Here is a 529-nt window from a genome sequence, read left to right as displayed (position 1 = left end):
GGGCTTTTTATTTTTATAAATATTGATGTATTAATTAGTTGCCTGCAAATTTCCAGCCGACATACAGTTGCAACGTTTTATTTTTAATCTCAGTTTCGAAGGCATTATCATCAATATCTGATAGACCAAACACGTATCTTACGCCACCAGTCAAACCGGCAGGAAGATTTACACCAGCACCAACGACTGCACTAAGATCAGAGGATTTAAGACCATCTTTAATGTCCACATCATTTGATTCAGCACTGGTTAAAAATCCGAACTGAGGACCAAGATGTACGTTAAGTACTTTTGCAAAGTTTTTCTTGAGTAGTATTGGTATTTCAAGATATGTCAGGTCAAAATCATCTGAACCCTTAGCTGAGAAAAGTAACTCAGGTTGTAAATGAATTCCTCCAAGGCCAATTTCTGCAAAAGCACCAAAGTGATATCCTGTTTTACTATCCGGATCTTCAACGGCATCTTCTACACTTACATTGGCAAAATTCAGACCTCCTTTTACTCCTAATGCTACTTGAGCATTAGCACC

General features: G+C 37.8%; 1 protein-coding gene. It reads right to left on the bottom strand.

From position 1 onward, the window contains the following. Positions 1–34: 34 nt before the first annotated feature. Positions 35–529: porin family protein (locus tag E1176_RS00245; protein ID WP_155208591.1), on the bottom strand; the 495-nt coding region annotated here is incomplete at its 5' end.

It is taken from the genome of Fulvivirga aurantia, from assembly GCF_009711475.1.
GTDB lineage: Bacteria > Bacteroidota > Bacteroidia > Cytophagales > Cyclobacteriaceae > Fulvivirga > Fulvivirga aurantia.
The sequence above is the reverse complement of the archived record's forward strand: the minus strand, read 5'-3'. Positions and strand labels throughout refer to the sequence as shown.